This is a genomic window from Streptomyces iconiensis, from assembly GCF_028657195.3.
Lineage (GTDB): Bacteria > Actinomycetota > Actinomycetes > Streptomycetales > Streptomycetaceae > Streptomyces > Streptomyces iconiensis.
In genome coordinates this window covers 48740-62901 of record NZ_JANCPR020000013.1, presented here as the reverse complement: position 1 = coordinate 62901, position 14162 = coordinate 48740, and the positions used below count along the sequence as shown (strand labels likewise).

Annotated in this window: 14 protein-coding genes and 1 riboswitch; of the genes, 2 read left to right on the top strand and 12 right to left on the bottom strand. The window is 71.2% G+C overall.

The features are described 5' to 3' along the window. Positions 1 to 89 precede the first annotated feature (89 nt). A complete protein-coding gene (locus NMN56_RS15155; RefSeq protein WP_274043774.1) occupies positions 90 to 1148 on the bottom strand; it encodes a glycoside hydrolase family 6 protein in 1059 nt (352 codons plus the stop codon). Positions 1149 to 1327: 179 nt separating this feature from the next. Beyond that, positions 1328 to 1463: riboswitch (cobalamin riboswitch) on the top strand. A gap of 32 nt (positions 1464 to 1495) precedes the next feature. Here NMN56_RS15155 and NMN56_RS15150 point away from each other — a divergent pair. Continuing rightward, complete coding sequence (locus tag NMN56_RS15150) at positions 1496 to 1720, top strand: CbtB domain-containing protein (RefSeq protein WP_274043773.1); 225 nt, start codon at positions 1496 to 1498, stop codon at positions 1718 to 1720. Between the two features lie 13 nt (positions 1721 to 1733). Beyond that, entirely contained in the window at positions 1734 to 2516 is a 783-nt protein-coding gene (locus tag NMN56_RS15145; protein WP_274043772.1) for a CbtA family protein, read from the top strand. Here NMN56_RS15145 and NMN56_RS15140 read toward each other — a convergent pair. The 11 genes from NMN56_RS15140 to NMN56_RS15090 form a co-directional block, all read right to left on the bottom strand. Next, positions 2495 to 3322: a class F sortase gene (locus tag NMN56_RS15140; protein ID WP_274043771.1), complete on the bottom strand. Its 828-nt coding sequence runs from the start codon at positions 3320 to 3322 to the stop codon at positions 2495 to 2497. The two genes, NMN56_RS15145 and NMN56_RS15140, sit on opposite strands and share 22 nt — an antisense overlap. 15 nt (positions 3323 to 3337) lie before the next feature. Next, positions 3338 to 3916 (bottom strand): hypothetical protein, encoded by a 579-nt coding sequence (locus tag NMN56_RS15135; RefSeq protein ID WP_274043770.1) that lies wholly within the window; start codon positions 3914 to 3916, stop codon positions 3338 to 3340. 183 nt (positions 3917 to 4099) lie between these two features. Beyond that, the gene (locus NMN56_RS15130) at positions 4100 to 4879 is read right to left on the bottom strand and encodes an HAD-IIA family hydrolase (RefSeq protein ID WP_274043769.1); all 780 of its coding nucleotides are present in this window, start codon (positions 4877 to 4879) and stop codon (positions 4100 to 4102) included. A gap of 104 nt (positions 4880 to 4983) precedes the next feature. Next, the gene (locus NMN56_RS15125; RefSeq protein ID WP_274043768.1) at positions 4984 to 6525 is read right to left on the bottom strand and encodes an alkaline phosphatase family protein; all 1542 of its coding nucleotides are present in this window, start codon (positions 6523 to 6525) and stop codon (positions 4984 to 4986) included. A gap of 213 nt (positions 6526 to 6738) precedes the next feature. Beyond that, positions 6739 to 7815, bottom strand: coding sequence for a 2-aminoethylphosphonate ABC transporter substrate-binding protein (locus tag NMN56_RS15120; protein WP_274043767.1), 1077 nt, complete (start codon positions 7813 to 7815; stop codon positions 6739 to 6741). Between the two features lie 99 nt (positions 7816 to 7914). Beyond that, positions 7915 to 8712, bottom strand: coding sequence for an ABC transporter permease (locus tag NMN56_RS15115; protein WP_274043766.1), 798 nt, complete (start codon positions 8710 to 8712; stop codon positions 7915 to 7917). Then, positions 8693 to 9820 carry a 2-aminoethylphosphonate ABC transporter permease subunit gene (locus NMN56_RS15110; protein ID WP_274043765.1) on the bottom strand — a complete coding sequence of 376 codons (1128 nt, stop codon included), beginning with the start codon at positions 9818 to 9820 and terminating at the stop codon, positions 8693 to 8695. Before NMN56_RS15110 ends, NMN56_RS15115 begins: the two co-directional genes overlap by 20 nt. Beyond that, positions 9813 to 10838 (bottom strand): ABC transporter ATP-binding protein, encoded by a 1026-nt coding sequence (locus NMN56_RS15105; protein ID WP_274043982.1) that lies wholly within the window; start codon positions 10836 to 10838, stop codon positions 9813 to 9815. Before NMN56_RS15105 ends, NMN56_RS15110 begins: the two co-directional genes overlap by 8 nt. A 254-nt stretch (positions 10839 to 11092) precedes the next feature. Next, positions 11093 to 11806 (bottom strand): phosphonatase-like hydrolase, encoded by a 714-nt coding sequence (locus tag NMN56_RS15100; protein ID WP_274043764.1) that lies wholly within the window; start codon positions 11804 to 11806, stop codon positions 11093 to 11095. 5 nt (positions 11807 to 11811) lie between these two features. Continuing rightward, positions 11812 to 12951: a TIGR03364 family FAD-dependent oxidoreductase gene (locus NMN56_RS15095; protein WP_274043763.1), complete on the bottom strand. Its 1140-nt coding sequence runs from the start codon at positions 12949 to 12951 to the stop codon at positions 11812 to 11814. Positions 12952 to 13334: 383 nt separating this feature from the next. Next, positions 13335 to 14117 (bottom strand): GntR family transcriptional regulator, encoded by a 783-nt coding sequence (locus NMN56_RS15090; RefSeq protein WP_274043762.1) that lies wholly within the window; start codon positions 14115 to 14117, stop codon positions 13335 to 13337. Positions 14118 to 14162 lie beyond the last annotated feature (45 nt).

Here is a 14162-nt window from a genome sequence, read left to right as displayed (position 1 = left end):
ACCCCGCACGAGAAGCACGAGAAGAGAGGCCCCGGGCACTCAGCCCGGGGCCTCTCTCGTGTGTACTTCGTGTGTACTTCGGGGAACGCTCAGCCCTTGGCGTTACGTGCCAGGTCCAGCGCGTACTTGGGCCACCACTGGCCCGCCTTGGGCCCGCCCTTGCACTCGCCGTCCGACTCGCCGATGCGCTTGATCCACAGGTAGGCGTCCACCTGCTTGTCGCCGGTCTTCGTTGTCGGCGTCTCGCCCAGCGCGCGGCCCGAGGGGTTGCACCACGCCTCTTCGTCGGCGCCGGCGCCCTCGACGGGGCCGTTGCCGTTGCGGCTGGTGTCGACGACGAACGGCTTGTTGCCGATCATCGGCGAGAGCTTCTTGCCGTAGGCCACGTTCGACTTGGTGCTCTGGAAGTTGGAGACGTTCAGCGCGAAGCCGTCCGCCTTGTCGATGCCCGCGCGCCGCAGCGGCTCGACGAGACCGCCGGGGTCGCGCACCCAGTCCGGGTTGCCGGCGTCGAGGTAGACCTTGGTGTTCTCCAGGCCCTTGAGCTTGGTGACCGCCTCGTTGAGCAGTTGGTAGCGCTCGTCGTGGAACTTCTGCGGCGTACATCCCTCGGCGAGCAGGTGCGGGATGGCGTCCGGCTCCACCACGACGGTGGCCTCGCGGTCGCCGATGCCCTTGGCGATCTCGTCCAGCCACGCGCGGTATTCGTCGGCGTTCTTGGCGCCGCCCTGGCTGTACTGCCCGCAGTCGCGGTGCGGAACGTTGTAGACGACGAGCAGCGCGCTGCGGTCCGCCTTCTCCGCCGCCTTCGTCACGCGCTCGACCTGGCCGCGCGGATCGGGCCTCACGGGCCAGTCGGCGACCGGCTGCTCCGCGATCTTCTTGATGAGCTCGGCCTTGTCGTCCTTGCCGTCGCTCTGGTACGTCTTGAGCTGTTTGGCCGCGTTCCCCTCGGGGTCCACCCAGTACGGAGAGACCGACTTGGGCCGCTGCTCGACGGCCCCGCCCCCTTCCGCGCCGCCGTCCCCCGACCCACCGTCCGAGGACGAGAAACAGCCGGCCAGCAGCAGCATCGCCCCCAGTGTCGCGCTGCCCGCGACGAGCCGGACACGCGAACGATGCCCGCGGCCGTCGTGACTGCCGTACATCCACTCCCCCTTGGCTGTACTCCGGGCCCTCGCCCGGATCCCCCTGGGACAAAACGTCGCTCCATCGTGTCATATGGCTTTCAGGAGCAGTGAAATCTGTCGAACACCTGTTACCCACGCGGCTGACCTGCGGCCTTATTGACAGAGCACGACCAAGGCTGGGACTCTCAGGCGGAACATTTTCATAGTGAGGCGACGGTGCGCAGGAACCCGGTGCGAATCCGGGACGGTCCCGCCACTGTGTCCGTCAGCGCACCGCCCAACGGCGGCCGTGCGCACGGGAGTCAGGAACTGACCCGTCGCTTCTCCACCGATGGGGCGTGGAAACCCCAGGAGGAGGCAAGCGGATGTCCCCGCACACCGCCGGTACGACGGCTGCCCCGCAGGCGCCGTCCCACCCCGCGACCGTCAGGACGCGCGACTGGATGATCGTGGCCGCCGCCGCGGTCCTCGCGCTGATCGCGCTGTACGCCGTCTTCGTCGACAACGGCAATCTCGTCTCCGCCACAGGCGGCTACCTGCACGAGTTCTCCCACGACGGACGCCATCTCTTCGGCGCCCCCTGCCACTGATCGGGGCGCACACATGACCGTCTCAGCTGAGACAACTCCCTACCCCCTGCTGCCCCTTCTCGGCCGCGGCCTCGCCGCCGGCGGCCTGGCGGGGCTGGCCTCCGGGCTCTTCTCACTGCTGCTGGCCGAGCCGCTGATGGACAGGGCGATCGGCCTGGAGGAGAAGCGCGCGGCGGCGGCGAGCGGCGGCGGGCACGCCCACGCCGCCGAGGCCGAGGAACTGTTCACCCGCGGCACCCAGCACCTCGGCCTCGTGGTGACGGCCGTCGTGGTCGGCCTCGCCCTCGGCGTCTTCTTCACGCTCGCCTACGTCCTCCTCTACCGCGCCCCACGCCACGGGCCCGCGTCGACGTGGAAGCGCGGTACGGGCCTGGCCTGCGCGGGCTTCCTCGCGCTGTCGCTGCTCCCGGGGCTGCGCTACCCGGCCAACCCGCCGGGCGTCGGCGACGGCGGCACCGTGACCGAGCGCCAGGGGCTGTGGCTGGCGGCGCTGGTGATCGGCGTACTCGGGCTGGTGCTCGCGCGGCACCTGTACGTACGGGGCGAGCGGGCAGGACACGGGCTGCCCGCCCGGCAGTTGACGGCGGCAGGCGTGGTGGTGGCAACGCTCGCCGCCCTGTTCCTGCTGCCCGACAACCCCGACGCCGTTCCCGTACCGGCGGCGCTGCTGTGGGACTTCAGGGTGCTGTCCCTGGCCGCGCATGTGCTGCTGTGGACCGTGCTCGGCACGGTCTTCGCCACCCTGGCCGCACGGCAGGCGCGCGGTGAGGGCGTTCAGCGTGATCCGGTGAGGTAGGCCGAGACGATCACGTTGGAGGAGTAGACGCGGCGGGCGCGGTCGAAGGTGCCGCCGCAGGTGATCAGGCGCAGCTCGGCCCTGCCCTGGCGTTCCGGCCCGTACGCGCGGTGCGCGTCGAAGTCCTCGCGCCCCACCACGCGGGACCGCTCCACCGTGAACTCGGCCGTGCTGCCGTCGGACCTGCGCACGGCGACGCGGGCACCGGGCTTGAGGGTGCTGAGCGCGTAGAAGACGGCCTTGCGCCGCTCGGTGTCCACGTGCCCGACGAGGAGCGCGGCGCCCGCCTCGCCGGGCGCCGGGCCCCGCGCGTACCAGCCGACGCTGCCTGGGCGTGAGTACGGCGGCGGCGCGATGCCGCCGTCGGGCTCCACGCCGCGCTTCATGACGGGTGCGTGCACCCCGATACCGTCGATGTCGACCCGTACGGGCCGCGCTCCGCCGTCCAGCGGGGCGTGTGCGGGCGGCAGCGCCGGCACCCCCGCGGCGAGGCGGCCCGCCTGGGACACGTCCCCGAGCAGGGGGCCTCCCCCCGCCCCGTCGGACAGTCCCCTCCCCCACATCCACAGTGCGAGCAGCACCATCACCCAGGCGGCACCCGTGAGCAGCCGCCCCTTGCCTGCGCCACGCCCTCCGGCCTCACGCGCGTCCTCGTCCGGGTGCCCGCTCCCGTCCTGGTCCTGGACCGGGTGCCGGTGCCGGTTCCGGTCGCCCGGCCTGCCCGTAGTCCTGGGCCTGGGCCTGGGCCTCGCCCTGCCCCGGGGCCGGTCCCTGTCCCGGACGTGGCCGCCGCTCCTGCCCGCCATCGTGCGCCGTTCCCGCTACGCGTCGCCGGGGCCGTCGGTGCTGCCTCCCGGCGCTGAGGCACGGCGCCTGCGGAGTACGGCGTAGCCGAGCAGCGCGGCGGCTGCGAGGCCCAGCACGGCCCCACCGCCCGCGCCGAACCCGGAGCCGCCGGCCTCGCCCGCCATGCCGCCGCCTCCTGCCCGTACGGGCGCCGAGGGTGAGGCCGGGGGGTGGCCGCCCACGACGGTGAAGCTCCCGCGCGCCGCCTCCGGCCTGCCCTGGCAGTCGGCGACGACCGAGTACGGGCCGGGCGCGGCGTTGGCGCTCACGGTGGCGCGTCCGAAGAGCCCGCCGCCCGCCTCGGGCAGCAGCTTCACGTCGCTCTCGAACGGGCCGGCGTGTGCGACGGCGGTTCCCCCGGCGCACACGTTCACACGCAGTTCGACGTGGCTGCCCGCGCGCACCGAGTCGGGATCGACGGTGACGGTGCCCACGACCGTCTCTTCGCTCTCCTTGCTCTCAGCGGTCTGCGGGGACGCCGCGGCGAGCGCGGCGGCGGCGAGCAATGCGAGCGGCACCGCTGTACGGCGTGCCTGACTGCGGGTTGGTGGCATGGCGAACCTCCGGATCGGTAATCCGACGGTCCACGCGCGGGCGCGCCGCCGCATCCGGAGAGGGTGCGGGTTACTCCGTTGTGGTGCCCGGGAGTCGGGCAATGTGGTGATACCGGGGCGCCGGGCGGTGCGGTGCTGCCGGGGCGCCGGGCTCGGGGCCCTGAGGACCTGGGCCGGGTGCGCTCAGACCTTGTCGACCAGGTCCGCGATGGAGTCCACGACGCTCGACGGGCGGTACGGGTAGCGCTCGATCTCGTCGGGCCTGGTCAGCCCGGTCAGCACGAGGAAGGTCTCCAGACCTGCCTCCATGCCGGCGCGCACGTCGGTGTCCATCCGGTCGCCGATCATGGCGCTGGTCTCGGAGTGCGCCCCGATGGCGTTGAGTCCCGCGCGCATCATCAGCGGGTTGGGCTTGCCGACGAAGTACGGCTTCTGCCCGGTGGCCGTGGTAATGAGCGCGGCCACGGAACCCGTCGCGGGCAGGGCGCCCTCGGCCGAGGGTCCTGTCTCGTCGGGGTTGGTGGCGATGAACCTGGCCCCGTCGTTGATGAGCCGGATGGCCCTGGTCAGCGCCTCGAAGCTGTAGGTGCGGGTCTCACCGAGCACGACGTAGTCGGGGTCGGCGTCGGAGAGGACGTAGCCGATGTCGTGGAGCGCCGTGGTCAGCCCGGCCTCTCCTATGACGTAGGCGGTGCCGCCGGGCCGCTGGTCGTCGAGGAACTGCGCCGTGGCGAGCGCCGAGGTCCAGATGTTCTCCGTCGGCACGGCCAGGCCGATACGGGACAGGCGCGCGTGGAGGTCCCTGGGGGTGAACATCGAGTTGTTGGTCAGCACCAGGAAGGGCCGACCTGACTCCTTCAACCGCTTGAGGAAGGAGTCGGCTCCGGGGACGGGAATGCCCTCGTGCATCAGCACGCCGTCCATATCGGTGAGCCAGGACTCGATGGGCTTGCGCTCTGCCACGTGACAGCTCCTGCCAGGTCGTCGTGGGTGTCGGCGGAGGAGTTGTTCGGAACCGTGTACGGAACCGGCCGCCGCGTTCAGCGTAACCGCAGCGGCCGGTGGGGTCAGCCGAGGCGTACAGCGTCCAGTGCCCAGAACCAGGTGTTGTCGCCCGCGCAGCGGAAGCTGACCCTGGCGCTGGACGCGCCGGCCGGCACATCCAGCGTGAGCTTCTCGTGCCGTGCGACCGCGTCGGCGCCGTAGGTCTTGACGGTCCGCGGCTCGCCGTCGTCGTACGCGACGAGGACCTGCGCCGTCTGGCCCGGGTCGTGGAGGTAGTGGGAGACGAAGCTGAGGGTGGCGGTGGTGCCGCCCGTGACCTTCCACGCGGGGCTGACCAGGGTCGAGTCGAACGTGCCTTCGGTGTCTTGCCCGTCGGCCCACTCGTCCGGGTCGGCGACGGCGAAGACGCCGCGGGAGCGGACATTCAACTCGCGCCGCTGGTCGGCCTGGGTACGTGTCCAGAACGCGTCGGTGGTGAAGGACCAGCCGCGCCACTCGGTGACACCGCCGCCTCCCATCCGCGCGTTGTCGACCTTCCACCCGTCGGGCGCCGTATGGGTCCAGCCGAGCACGGAGGGGGCGATACCGGTCTCGTCCACGGCCTTCTCCAGCTCGCCGCGCACGCTGTCGAAGGCGTCGGCCACCTTCTCGCCGAGCGGTACGCCGTCGAGCTTCCACGCGGGATCGGCCTCGATACCGAGGTGCGCGAGCGCGGTGGCGGCGACATCCACGAGGCGTACGTCGTCGCGCTCCGAACCCGCGGCGATTCCGGGCCCGTTGGCGATCACGAACGTCTGGCGCTCGTTCCAGTCGGAGCCGCCGTGACCGCCGGCGTCGGTGTGCCCGTGGTCGGCCGTGACCATGATCAGCCAGTCCTCCTCGCCGTAGGAGGGGCGGCCTTCGACGGCGGCCAGAAGCTCGCCGACCTGTGCGTCGACGCCCGCGAGCGCGTCCAGGTACTCCTGGCTGGCGCCGCCGCTCTCGTGGCCCGCGTGATCGACGTTGTCGAGCTGGAGGAAGAGCGCGTCCGGCTGCCCGTCCCTGAGCTGTGCGACGGCTCGCTCCGTGGTGCCCGCGTCGTACTCCTCGCCGGGTGTGGCGACCTTGTCGTCCACCTCGCCGGAGATGATCGTGTCGGGGATGGGGCCCCAGGAGGCGACGGCGTAGGTGCGCAGCGCGGGCTTCTCCCGCTCCACATAGGTGAGGAAGTCCGGGTAGGTACCGAGGTCGGCACCGCTGAAGCTGTTGTCCCGCACCTTGTGCTTGTCGGGCCAGACACCGGTGAGGACCGTCGACCAGCCGGGCCCCGACTCGGTCCTGGCCATGGGCGCGGTGTACAGGCTGGAGGGCGCGGCGAGCCCGTCGGCCATGAGCCGCTTCAGATGCGGCGCCTCGGCGTCCCTGATGCGATGCAGCATCGCCCCGTCCAGGCCGATGACCAGCACTTTCGGTCTCTTCGCCGCTGGGGTCGCGGGGCTCGCTGTGCCGGTGGCCGCCGTCGCCGCACCCGCGTGCCCGGTCGCCGTGCCCGCGAGTCCTGTCGCGGCCAGGGGGACGGTGGCGGCGCCGATGAGGACGGAGCGCCGGGGTATTCCTCGTCTCACGTCGTAACTCCTGTGGGGATGGAGGGGGTTGAGCCGGAGCCGGACTGGGCCCAGACCCGTTACCCTCGCGTGATACGACGCGAGTGGTCCAGACCCCTGCACGGTCGTTCTGTTCGCCGGCCGGTGTCTGTATCCGTCGGCCGGTATCCGTGTACGTCGGCCGACAGGGGACGCGGTCCCGGACCGGAACGGCCCCCGTGCGGACGCGGACGGTCAGCTGCCGGTGGCCTTCTTCCAGTCCGCGATGTAGGTGTCGAGGTTTCCCGCGACCTCCTTCCAGTCGGGCCGGAAGACCTCCACGCCCTTCATCAGCTCCTCCAGCTCCACGGCGTTGCCGTCCGTCGCCTTCACGTCGTCGCGGACGCTGAATCCGCCGCCCACCGAGGACACTTCGCGCTGCGCGCTCTTGCTGAGCAGGAAGTCCATCAGCTTCTTGCCGTTCTCCGTCTGCGGGCCGCCCTTGACCAGCCCGGCCGTGTACGGCAGCGCGAAGGTGGTGGGCTTGGCGCCCTTCTTGGCCGCCGGGAACCACAGGTCGAGGTTGGGCATCGTCCTGGCCTGCGCGAAGTTCATCTGCACATCGCCGTTGGCCACGAGCAGTTCGCCCTTGTCCACCTTCGGGGCCAGCTTGCTGGTGGAGGACGACGGGCCGACGTTGTTCTTCTGGAGCTTGCCGAGGTAGTCCATGGCGGCCTCGCGCCCGCCGAAGTCATGGATCGCCTTGATGACGAGCGCCGTACCGTCGCCCGCCACACCCGGCGTCGAGTACTGCACCTTGCCCTTGTACTTCGGGGCCAGCAGCTCCTCCCAGGTGGTGGGCGCCTTGGGCAGCTCCTTGCTGTTGTGGACGAAGCCGAAGTAGTTGTTCACCACCGGCGTCCAGTGCGCGTTCCCGGGGCGTTCGGCCTCGGGGACGCGGTCGGCGCCCTCGGGCTCGTACTTCTGCAGCAGGTCCTTGCTGTCGGCCTGCTGGATGAACGGCGGCAGCGTGACCAGCACATCGGCCTGCGTGTTGGCCTTCTCGCGTACGGCACGCTGCACCATCTCGCCGGAGCCGCCCTCGACGTACTTGACCTTGATGCCGGTCTTCCGTTCGAACGCGGAGAACTGCTCGTCGTACCAGCCGTCGCCCATCTCCCCCTTGAGCCCGTCGGCGCTGTAGACGGTGACGACCTTGTCGCCCGAGGCGGCGGAGCCCGTTCCGCCGCAGGCGGCGAGCGTGAGGGAGAGGGCGAGCGCGCAGGAAGCGGCGGCGGCCGGCCTGCGGAGCTGCGGAGACGACAGGGACATGGGGGACCTCTCGAAGTTCTGGGGAGGGAGGGGGAGTTGGGGCGTTCGAGCTTTGAGGCGTTGGGGCGCCGAGGCTTTGAGGTGGGGAAGGTCAGCGGGTCAGCGGTAGGACGCCTTCGTGCGGATGCGGGAGACCGCGAGCAGCACCAGCAGGGTCGTCACCATCAGCACGACGGCGAGCGCCGATCCGGTGAACAGCGAGCCACGGTCGGTTGCCGCGAAGATCTGGACGGGCAACGGCATCCAGTCCGGCGGGTAGAGCATCATCGTGGCGCTCAACTCGCCCATGGAGAGCGCGAAGCACAGCCCGGCCGCCGCCGTGAGCGACGGCAGCAGCAGCGGCACCTTGACCCGCCACAGCACGTACCAGGGCCGGGCCCCCAGGGATGCCGCCGCCTGCTCGTACGCCGGGTCCAGGCGGGTCAGCGCCGCCGAGACCGACTGGTACGCGAACGCGGTGACCAGCACCGTGTGCGCGATGATCACGATCCACCTGGTGCCGTTGAGCAGCACGGGCGGCTGGCTGTAAGCGACGAGCACCGCCAGCCCCACCACCACCGAGGGCACAGCGACCGGCAGCATGAACAGCGCGTCCAGCACCCGGCGTCCGCCTCTGCCCAGCGACGAGGCGGACAGTGCGGCCCACGTCCCCACGACCAGCGCCAGCACGCTCGCGCCGACCGCCGTCTGGAGGCTCACGCTCAGTGCCGCCAGTGACTCGCCCCGGGTCGCCGCCGCGTAGTGGCCCGTTGTCGGGCCCGAGGGGAACGCGCCACTCCAGTTCGTGGAGAACGAGGCCACGGCGATCACCAGCAGCGGCAGCGCGAACAGCGGTACGAAGAGCGCGGCGAAGACCGCCCATGCGGTCCAGCGCCCCTTACGCGTGTGCACCAGCATTGCGGCCTCTCCTTTCGGTCCTGCCAGTACGGGGTGTCCCGGACCTTCCGCTCCTGCCGGTACGGGACGTTCCGGTACGTGCCGCACCGGTCGTCCTCGCCGTCACGGTGCGGTAGAGCGCGTACAGCCCCACCGAGATCACGACGTTGACGGTGGCGACGACGCACGCCGAGACGTAGTCCGACTCCAGGATCGCCTTGCTGTACACGAGCATCGGCAGCGTCACCACGTCCTTCGCGCCGGTGAACAGCACGATCGCGAACTCGTTCAAACAGAGAACGAGCACGAGGCTGCCGCCCGCCATCAGCGCGGGATACGCCTCGGGAAGGATCACCCGCCGTACGATCCGCGCGGGCCGCGCACCCAGCGACGACGCCGCCTCCAACTGCGCCGTGTCCAACTGCGCGAAGGCGGCGAGCAGCGGGCGCATCACGAACGGTGTGAAGTACGTGATCTCCGCGAGGAGCACGCCCCACGGCGTCGTCAGGAAGTCGAAAGGCCCCTCGGCCGCGCCCGTGACATCCGTCCACATCCCGTTCGCCATGCCGACCGTTCCGTACAGGAACAGCAGCGCCAGCGTGATCAGGAACGAGGGGAAGGAGAGGAACACGTCGATGAACTTCGCGACGCCCCTGCTGCCGGGGAACGGCACGAACGCGACGATCAGTGCCAGCGCGAAGCCGAGTACGACGCAGCCCGCCGTGGCGCCGACCGCGATCCCCACGGTCGTCACCAGCGCGTCGGTGAACGCGTCCGAGGCGAAGACGTCCGCGTACGCGCCCACCCCCGCCTCACCGGTCACGCTCTCCTTGACGACGAGCGCGAGGGGGTAGAGGAAGATGACGCCCAGCACGGCGATGGGCGGCAGCGCCCAGGCTCCGGCGCGCGAGCGGTGGCCTGAACGGCCGGTTCGTGAGCGGGTGCTGTGGGGTCGGTCGCTGTTCGGTCCGCCGCTGTTCGGTCCGTTGTCGTGCGGTCCGCCGCCGCGTCCGCTGCCGTGCGGCCCGGCGCTGTTCGGTCCGTTGTCGTGCGAGCGGTCGTCACCGGGCACGCCCGGCGGTGCGGGCGTCTGTGGCGTCAAGGTTCCCGTCGCCTCGCGCTCAGTCATGGATCAGCGCTCCGTCCTCCTCGGCGAAGGACACGGCGACCGGCCTGCCGACCGCGGGCGGCGTCGCCAACTCGGGGCAGTCGGCGAGGACTTCGTGGCCGTCGACGTCCACCACCACACGGTGCGTCGCACCGCGCCACTGGACGGAGGTGACGGTGCCGCGCAGCACGTTGGGGCCCGTATCGCCCAGGGCGACGCGGTGCGGGCGCACGCAGAGGGTCGCGGAGGCGCCGTCGGGGAGCGGCGAGGCGACCCGCAGAGGGATGTCGCCGAACCGCACCGTGCCCGAGGCCGCGGTCACCGGCAACAGGTTGGCGTTGCCGACGAACGACGCCGTGAACGTGTCCCGCGGCGCGCGGTACAGCTCGTGCGGCGTGCCGACGCCCTGGATACGGGCGCTGTCCATGACCGCGATCCGGTCCGCGAGGGTGAGGGCCTCGACCTGGTCGTGCGTGACGTACAGCACCGTCACCTCGGGCAACTCGCGGTGCAGGCGGGCGAGTTCGGCCAGCATCCCGGAGCGTAGCCGCGCGTCCAGCGCGGAGAGCGGTTCGTCCAGGAGCAGTACGCCCGGGCGGATGGCGAGGGCACGCGCGATCGCGACCCGCTGCTGCTGGCCGCCGGACAGTTCGCGCGGGTAGCGCCTGGCGTACGCGCTCATCCCCGTCATCTCCAGCGCCTCGCCCACCCGCGATGCGGCCTCGCCTCGCGGCGTGCCGCGCGCCTTGAGCCCGAAGGCGACGTTGTCCGCGACGCGCATGTGCGGGAAGAGCGCGTACTGCTGGACGACCATGCCGACGCCGCGTGCGTACGGCGGCAGGTCCGTCACATCGCGGTCGCCGAGCCATACGCGCCCGCTCGCGGGCCGTACGAATCCGGCGACGGCGCGCAGTGCGGTGGTCTTGCCCGAGCCCGAGGGGCCCAGGAGGGCCATGACCTCGCCCGGTTCGACGGTGAGGTCGAAGGTGTCGAGGACCGTTTGGGTGCCGTAGGTGACTGTTACCTCGTCAAAGCGGATGCCACCTGCGGTGGCGGTTTTGCGCTTGTCTGTGCTTGTGCCTGTACCTGTGCCTGCCGCTGCGTTTGTGGCTGCACCTGTGCCTGTGCCTGCCGCTGCGTTTGTGGCTGCACCTGTGCCTGTGCCTGTGCTTGTGCCTGCGGCTGCGTTTGTGGCTGCACCTGTGCCTGTGCCTGTGCCTGCGGCTGCGTTTGTGGCTGCACCTGTGCCTGTGCCTGCGGCTGCGCTTGTGCTTGTGCCGGCGCCTGCGCCGCTCATGCGGCCGTCTCCAAGGACGTCAGTAGCTTGGGGAGTTCGGTTACCGAGGTGAGGACGTGTGTGGCGCCCGCTTCGTGCAGCGTGTCTTCGGCGTGTGCCCCGGTGAGGACGCCGGCGACTACGCCAGCTCCGGCTCTTACACCCGAGCGCATGTCGTACGCGGTGTCCCCCGCCACCGCGATGTCCCGCACGTCGTTCGCCGCTCCCGTACGCAGCAGCGCGGCGAGCACCATGTCCGGGTGGGGGCGTCCGCGCCCGTGCGGGCCCGTGTCGGCCGGGCAGAGGGTGAGCGTGACGAGGTCGCGCCAGCCGAGCGCGTCGAGGATCGCGTCCTGGGTGACGCGTGCGAAGCCGGTCGTGAGGACGACCGTGCGGCCCGCGTCACGGAGGGCGGCGATGGCCTCGCGCGCGCCGGGTACGGGCGCGCAGTGTCCCTCCGCCACGAGTGCTCCGTACGCGCGCTCGAACTCGGCGTTGGCCTCCCGGGCGCGTGCCTCGTCCCCTTCGGCCAGGTGCCGGAAGACGGAGATCTTGGACTCGCCCATGGTGGCGCGCACATAGGCGAGCATCGCGTCGAAGGGCGCGGTTCCCGGCTCGGTGCCGAGGCGTGCGGCGGCTGCGGCGAAGGAGCGTTCGACCAGGCCGTCGTCGGCAACAGTCGTTCCTGCCATGTCGAGCACGACCAGGCCGTGTGCGGTGCTGTTGGTCATGGTGGTCACCAGTCCAGTTCGTTCGCTGTGTCTTCGGCCATGGCGGGCGAGCAGGTCATGCCGCGTCCGCCGGGGCCCGTCACGAGCCACACCCCCGGCCGGTCCTGGAGCTGCTGCCGGTGCACGACGCGTCCCGGCTCGGTGCATTGCGCGTACACCCCGGCCCAGCGCTTCCGTACGGGCGGGATGGGGCGCCCGAGCAGCCGTTCTGCCACGGTGGCCAGGTGGGCGTACGGCGCCTCCTCCACGTCGAAGCGGAACGGTGACGCGTACTCGTGGGTGTCGCCGATGGTCAGCGAGCCGTCGCTGCGCTGCACCATCAGCAGTTGCATCTTGTGCTCGGCGGCCACGGGGCCCTGGGCCTGTGCCGAGGTCATCGCGTCGAGTGCGGGGCCGCCGTAGGCGGGGTAGTAGCGGAAGCTGTCCGCGTCCGCGACCGACGTGGTCAGCGGCTCGTCCAGCGGCTCGGTCTGCATCATCTGCAACCGCACCCGCCGTACGGGCAGTTCGGGTACCAGTTCGCGCACCATGCCGCCCAGCCAGGCGCCCGTGCACAGTACGACGGCGTCGCCCTCGTGCAGTTCGCCCCTGTCGTCACGTACGGCTGTACGGGACGCGGGCACGTCGCGTACCTCTCGGCCGCCGAGGAACGTGTAGCGCTCCGGGGCCATGGTGCGCAGCGCGTCCTGGAGGGCGCGCTGCGCCGTGCGCGGTTCGACCGCCGCGTCGCGCTCGCACCACAGGGCGCCGAGCAGGGCTTCGCCGCGGAGTGCGGGGTTGAGGGCGCGGACCTCCTGCGGCGACAGCAGCTTGTAGCCGCGTGCCGGTGCGTCCGCGCGGTCCGCGGCCTCGCGGGCCACCGCGAGTTCGGGGGCCGTGGTGACGGGGGTGAGGGAGCCGTTGGCCCGGAAGCCGAGGTTCGGGACTCGCGTCCCGATCTCTTCCCAGAGGGTGCGGGCTCGTAGTGCGGACTCCAGTTCTGGGCCGGCGGCCCTGCCGCCTACCCACACCAGGCCGAAGTTGCGCACGGACGCGCCGCGTGCCTGGTCCTCGCGTTCGATCTGGATGACCTCGTGGCCGCGTTCTATGGCCTGCCAGGCGTGCATGGTGCCCAGCACGCCGCCTCCGACAACTATGACTCGCATGGGGGGAACGGTCGCTGTGGGGGGTGTCTGGGTGGCGACGGGTGGGTAAACGGGGTCGCAACTTTGGGCTAGACCCGTTACCAGTACGAGATCGTCTCGGGCCTTCCCGTTGTGGTTCCTGTGGTTTGAAGCCCCTTCCCGTTCCTAATGGGGCTTCGCCCCTTTCCCCGTTGGCCTCGCCGGCCGGGCGTCGGGGGGCTCCGCCCCCCGGCAATCCCCCCGCCAAAAGGGGCTCCGCCCCCTCTGGACTCCCCCGCCCGTATCCGGGCCTGGTCTGAAGTGCTGGGGCTCCAACGTGGGGAGAAATAGGGCCTGTTCAGGGGAGGTGCAATGTTGGTTACTCCGTGGCGAGGGGCACGTGGCGGGGTGCTCCCCGCCAGGGGTCAGCCGTGGAGGTGGACGGAGAAGCTGAAGCGGTCTCCGCGGTACAGGGCTCGGACGCGTTCCAGGGGGAGTCCGGCGGGGTCTCGGGAGAGGCGGTGGATGAGGAGCATGGGGAGGGCGGGGGGTGTGCCGATGAGGAGGGCTTCTCGGGGGGTGGCCAGGACGGTTTCGAGGCGTTCGTCGGCGTCGCCGAAGCGGAGGCCGAGCCGTTCGCGCAGGTAGCCGTAGAAGGACGAGTCGGGGTCGAAGTCCCGTGACAGGTCAGGTACGCGGGCGACGGCGATGTACGTGCTCTCCAGGCCCACCCGCTCGTCGTCGGCGAACAGCACGCGTTCCAGGTGCCAGATGCTGTCACCGGGCGCGATGCCCAGTTCGCGCGCGAGGTCGCCGGGGCAGGCGTGGCGGGAGAGGCCGATGAGTGTGCGGCCGGGTACGCGGCCCTGTTTGCGTACGCCCTCGGTGTAGCTGGCGAGGGCGAGCGGCTGCTCCAGCTTGGGGCCCGCTACGACGGTGCCGCGTCCCGCGCGCCGCAGGCGGCCTTCCAGGAGGAGTTCGCGCAGCGCCTGGCGTACGGTCTCGCGCGCCACTTCGTAGCGCAGGGCCAGTTCGCGTTCGGTGGGCAACGGCTCGCCCTCGCCGAGTTCTTCCAGGAGGGGGGCGATGCGGGCCTTCAGCCAGTAGTACTTGGGAACCCGCCCGTGCTCGGGTATGCCCGCACGGACGGGGGCTGCTCCGTCGGCGGGGATCTCGTAGGGCACGGTGCTTTCGCGTGAGGTAGCCACGCTGGCATCTTCGCAGGCACGCGGGGCGCCTTCCTCGGTGAGCTG